Source organism: Agromyces sp. P1_H4, assembly GCF_056405255.1.
Map to the genome: position 1 here is coordinate 1 of NZ_JBFUCL010000323.1, position 4,294 is coordinate 4,294.

Sequence of the window (4,294 nt, forward strand, 5' to 3'; positions counted from 1 at the left end):
TCTCTACGCCGCCGCAGGCCGCGCCTGTGGCATCCGTCGCCCCCTCGACGACGGATGCCTCGACCGACCGTCGCGTGCCGCTCGATCGCATGGGCCGCGCCGCCGCCGCGCACTTCTCGCGCTCGCGCCGTGAGATCCCCGAGGCGACCGTGTGGATGGACGTCGACGCGACCGGGCTGCTCGCCGCTCGGCGCGAGCTGCAGGAGGCGACCGGCGAGCGCTTCGGCGTCACGGCGCTCGTGGCCAGGTTCGCCGTGGCAGGCCTGGCGCGGCATCCGCTGCTCAACTCCAGCTTCGACGCCGAGCGCGACGAGATCGTCGTGCACGGCYCCGTGAACCTCGGGATCGCCGCGCAGACGCCGCGTGGTCTGCTCGTGCCCGTCGTCCACGGGGCGGACCACCTCAGCCTCCGCACGCTCCGCGACGCGATCGTGTCGCGCAGCGAGGAGGCGTCGACCGGTGCCTTCCCGCCCGCAGCCCTGCAGGGCGGCACGTTCACGCTGAACAACTACGGCACGCTCGGGGTCGACGGCTCCGCGGCCATCATCAACCATCCCGAGGCGGCGATGCTCGGCCTTGGGCGGCTCGTGCAACGCCCGTGGGTGGTCGACGGCGAGCTCGCCGTGCGCACCGTGACGGAGCTGACGCTCTCGTTCGATCACCGCGTCTGCGACGGCGCGGAGGCGGCGGCGTTCCTCACGTTCGTCGCCGGATGCATCGAACGCCCCGTCTCGGTGCTCGCCGAGCTCTGACGAGGCCGGCGCACGGCACGGCACGGCACGGCTGCTCGACCTCGGACGGGCCGGCGAGCCCGACGGATCAGAAGAACTCGTCGGGCGTGCCCGCGGCGCGCTCGATGTCGCGCGTCTCCTGGCCGGCCGCGCGCAACTTCGCCACGGCGACCCTGAGGCCCGACTCCATCTGCGCCGCCCACGCGTCGGACTCGCGAGCGCTGGCCTCCGCCGCCCGCGCGCGTGCCTCCGACGCCTCCGCCGAGCTGCGCGCGTCGCTCACCTGACGGAGCGCGAGCGAGATGCCGTAGTACGCGGCCACCATGGTCGCGATCGGGGCCGCGATGACCGCGAGGGCGCTGATCGCGGCCCCGGTGGGGCTGAACGCGATGAGCAGGGCGAATGCGAGGAACAGCACCACGATGCCCACGAGCACGACGAGCATGAACCGCAGGTCGCGGCTCCACGCGGGCGAAGCCGTGCGCGGCCCTCGCGGAGCCGGGCTCTCCTGCGCGGCACCGGAGGCGGGCAGCACCACGGTCGTGTCGTCACCGGGGACCTGACCGCCGGGCGCGCCCTGCTGGTCGACGATCGGACGTGAGTACGCGTCGCTCATTGGTTCCCCGCTCCCTTGGATGGATGACCCCCCAATTGTGGGCCGCTCGATGGGGCCGGTCAAGGAAGCGCGCCGTCGGCCGGTTCGGCTCAGGCCGCCTGGGCCTCGGCGAGCCCCCGCTCGATGACGCCGATCACGGTGGGATCGTCTGGCTGCACGGCGGGCCGGAAGCGGACGACCTCGCCGCCCGGCAGCACCACGAACTTCTCGAAGTTCCACTTGACGCGACCGGTCCTGCCTGCGGCATCCGGAACCTTCGTGAGCTCCGCGTAGAGCGGATGCCGGTGCCGGCCGTTCACCCGCACCTTGTCCATGAGCGGGAAGCTCACGCCGTAGGTCATGGAGCAGAACTCCTTGATGTCCTCGGCGGATCCCGGCTCCTGGCCGGCGAACTGGTTGCAGGGGAACCCGAGCACCGTGAAGCCCCGCGGGCCGTACTCGCGCTGGAGCGCCTCGAGCTTCTCGTACTGCGGTGTCAGCCCGCACCTCGACGCGACGTTCACCACCATCACGACCTGGTCGCCGTAGTCGGCGAGCGAGGCGGTGCCGCCGTCGATGGTCGTGATGGGGATGTCTCGGATGTCCACCTCACGAGCCTAACCCGCGCCGATCGTTCAACCCCCGAACGAGCCCGAATGCGACCCCTTCACGCTGGATCCGAAGCCGCCGGACTTCGCCGACGAGCCGAAGCCGCCCGAGAGCGGCGCCCGCTCGCCGACCTTCGCGCCGGCCGGGGCGCGCTCGACGACGTCGGAGTGCGCCGTGGACCCCGGCTTGGCGAACCCGCCGCCGGTCACGGGCGCCCAGGAGCTGACACGCGACGAGTCCCAGCGGGAACCGGAGAACAGGAGCGGACCGAGCCACAGGCCGGCGCCGTAGTGACCGTGGTACCCGTCGGACGATTCGCACAGCTGGTCGGGCGAGGCGTCCACCGCCGTGCCCTCTGCCCGGAGCAGCCGGATCTGCTCCGAGACATCCGCGATGCAGTCCTCCCTCGAGGCGTACACGGGGCGTTCCGTGCCGTCGGGGAGGATGTACTCCTCGCCGTCGGCACCCGACACGACCACGCCGTCCTCGGGGAACGGCGAACAGCCGGCGAGGAGCAGCATGGCGCCGGCCACGCCGATGGCGGCGACCACCCGCGGCGCCGGGGGCCGGGTCGCCCCCGAAACCTCGACCAGCGCCGACCGGCGGCGTGCAGCGGGACTCATCGCGACTCCTCGGGATCGATGATGAAATGCGGCACGAACTCGGCCAGGTCACCGGTGATGGGCCCGCTCGTCTCACGGACGTCGATGCCGGCCGGCGTCTCGCCCACCACCCACGAACCGACGACGACGGTCCGGCCGTCGATGCGAGCGAGGTCGGCACGCTGCTGGTACACGAATCCGGTGTCGCCGTAGTCRCCCCCGTTGGAGGCGATCTCGGCGCCCGACGCATCGAACATCGTGACGTTGGCTCCCTCACGCCCGAGCTTCGGCTTCGAGACGTACGCCGTCCCCGTGAGCGGCTCGGACGTCGCCGACGCCGGAAGGAGGAGCGGATGGCCCGGGAAGAGCTCCCAGAGCACGACGAGCAACTGCTTGTTGGACAGGAGCATCTTCCAGATCGGCTCGACCCACACGGTCGAGTCGCGCGTGGACTCGAGGAACCCGGCGAACTGCTCCTGGGCCATCCACTCCCACGGATACAGCTTGAAGATCTGCTGGATCGGCTCCCCGTCGGGGTCGACGAACCGGTGGGCGTCGACATCGAACCGGATGTCCTCCACGAAGATGAGCTTCGTGTCGAAGCCGGCCTGCTTCGCCGTCTCGGCCATGTACGCCACCGTGTCGGCGTCTTCGAYGATGAGCGCGCCGTCGCCCGTGTCGTGCAGCGAGGCGAGATGCAGGCGTGCTCCGGCCGCCACGCCGAGACGAGCCGTCCTGATGTGCTCCCACTGCTCGACGAGGAGCTCGTGCAGCAGGTTGAACTGGTCGGCGTCCTGGCCGCGCGTCTCCACCAGCCACTGCCACTGCGCGGCAGCCGACTCCACGAGCGAGGTCGGCGTGTCGGCGTTGAACTCGAGGAGCTTGATGGTGTCCTGGCCGTCATAGGCGAGGTCGAAGCGGCCGTAGACGGTCGGGTCGTCCTCATCCCAGGAACGCGCGACCAGGTCGTGCAGCGGCGTGGGGATGCCGAACTCGGCGAAGCGTCGGGTGCGGACGAGATGTTCGACCGCGTCCATGCACCGATCGAACAATTCTCGTGTCGCCCGCTCGAAGGCGTCGATCTCGGCCATCGTGAAGCCGTAGGCGGCCTCTTCCTGCCAGTACGGACGCCCGCCTTCGGAAGGCAGGTCGTAGAACGTGAAGCCGATGCGATCGAACCGCCCACGCCAGTCGGCACGTGGCGTCGATGAGGTGCGGATCACGTGAGTCCTTCGGGGGTCGTGGCACCACGGACAGGAATGGCCGGTCCCGAGAGGGAACCGGCCGAACCGAATGAATGGTGGATCTGAGGGGACTCGAACCCCTGACCCCCTGCATGCCATGCAGGTGCGCTACCAGCTGCGCCACAGACCCGTGCGCCCCGTTCGGGGCAACGAATTGAGCTTACACCAGCCTCGCCCTCCGAAAGAAATCGAGGCGGCCTCAGCCGGCGGATGCCGCGGGCGTCAGTTCTCGCGCGCGAGCAGGGGCGCGACCGGCAGGGCCGGGCAGTCCAGCCAGAGCCGCTCGAGACCGTAGTAGAGGCGCTCCTCCCGGTGGAACACGTGCACCACGAGCCCGCCGAAGTCGAGCAGGATCCATCGTCCTGCGGCGTGACCCTCGCGGTGCAGGGTCTTCGCCCCGGCGTCGCGCAGCACGTCTTCCACCTCGTCGGCGATCGCGACGACGTTGCGCTCGGAATTGCCCGTGACGAGGAGGAAGACGTCGGCGAACGGCAGCGGTCCCGACACGTCGAG

At 70.5% G+C, this 4,294-nt stretch carries 6 protein-coding genes and 1 tRNA gene; 1 reads left to right on the top strand and 6 read right to left on the bottom strand.

Annotated features, from left to right (window positions below):
• Window positions 1–752, top strand: a 752-nt coding sequence (locus tag AC1DY2_RS16235) for a dihydrolipoamide acetyltransferase family protein (protein ID WP_476763358.1), incomplete at its 5' end; no start/stop codon positions are given.
• A 67-nt stretch (window positions 753–819) separates the two neighbouring features.
• Here AC1DY2_RS16235 and AC1DY2_RS16240 read toward each other — a convergent pair.
• The 6 genes from AC1DY2_RS16240 to rsfS form a co-directional block, all read right to left on the bottom strand.
• Window positions 820–1,347 (bottom strand): hypothetical protein, encoded by a 528-nt coding sequence (locus tag AC1DY2_RS16240; RefSeq protein ID WP_476763359.1) that lies wholly within the window; start codon window positions 1,345–1,347, stop codon window positions 820–822.
• Between the two features lie 89 nt (window positions 1,348–1,436).
• Window positions 1,437–1,934 (bottom strand): glutathione peroxidase, encoded by a 498-nt coding sequence (locus AC1DY2_RS16245; protein WP_476763360.1) that lies wholly within the window; start codon window positions 1,932–1,934, stop codon window positions 1,437–1,439.
• 27 nt (window positions 1,935–1,961) lie between these two features.
• A complete protein-coding gene (locus AC1DY2_RS16250) occupies window positions 1,962–2,558 on the bottom strand; it encodes a hypothetical protein (RefSeq protein ID WP_476763361.1) in 597 nt (198 codons plus the stop codon).
• Window positions 2,555–3,760: a glutathionylspermidine synthase family protein gene (locus tag AC1DY2_RS16255; RefSeq protein WP_476763362.1), complete on the bottom strand. Its 1,206-nt coding sequence runs from the start codon at window positions 3,758–3,760 to the stop codon at window positions 2,555–2,557. The genes AC1DY2_RS16250 and AC1DY2_RS16255 overlap by 4 nt, the downstream gene beginning before the upstream one ends.
• Window positions 3,761–3,835: 75 nt before the next feature.
• A tRNA-Ala gene (locus AC1DY2_RS16260) sits at window positions 3,836–3,911 on the bottom strand.
• Window positions 3,912–4,003: 92 nt separating this feature from the next.
• A partial coding sequence (gene rsfS / locus AC1DY2_RS16265) for a ribosome silencing factor (RefSeq protein ID WP_476763363.1) occupies window positions 4,004–4,294 on the bottom strand: 291 nt, incomplete at its 5' end.

Bases quoted from the DNA above. Each gene is read 5' to 3' on its own strand.
- AC1DY2_RS16250 (WP_476763361.1), bottom strand. From the start codon at position 2,558: ATGAGTCCCGCTGCACGCCGCCGGTCGGCGCTGGTCGAGGTTTCGGGG.
- AC1DY2_RS16240 (WP_476763359.1), bottom strand. From the start codon at position 1,347: ATGAGCGACGCGTACTCACGTCCGATCGTCGACCAGCAGGGCGCGCCC.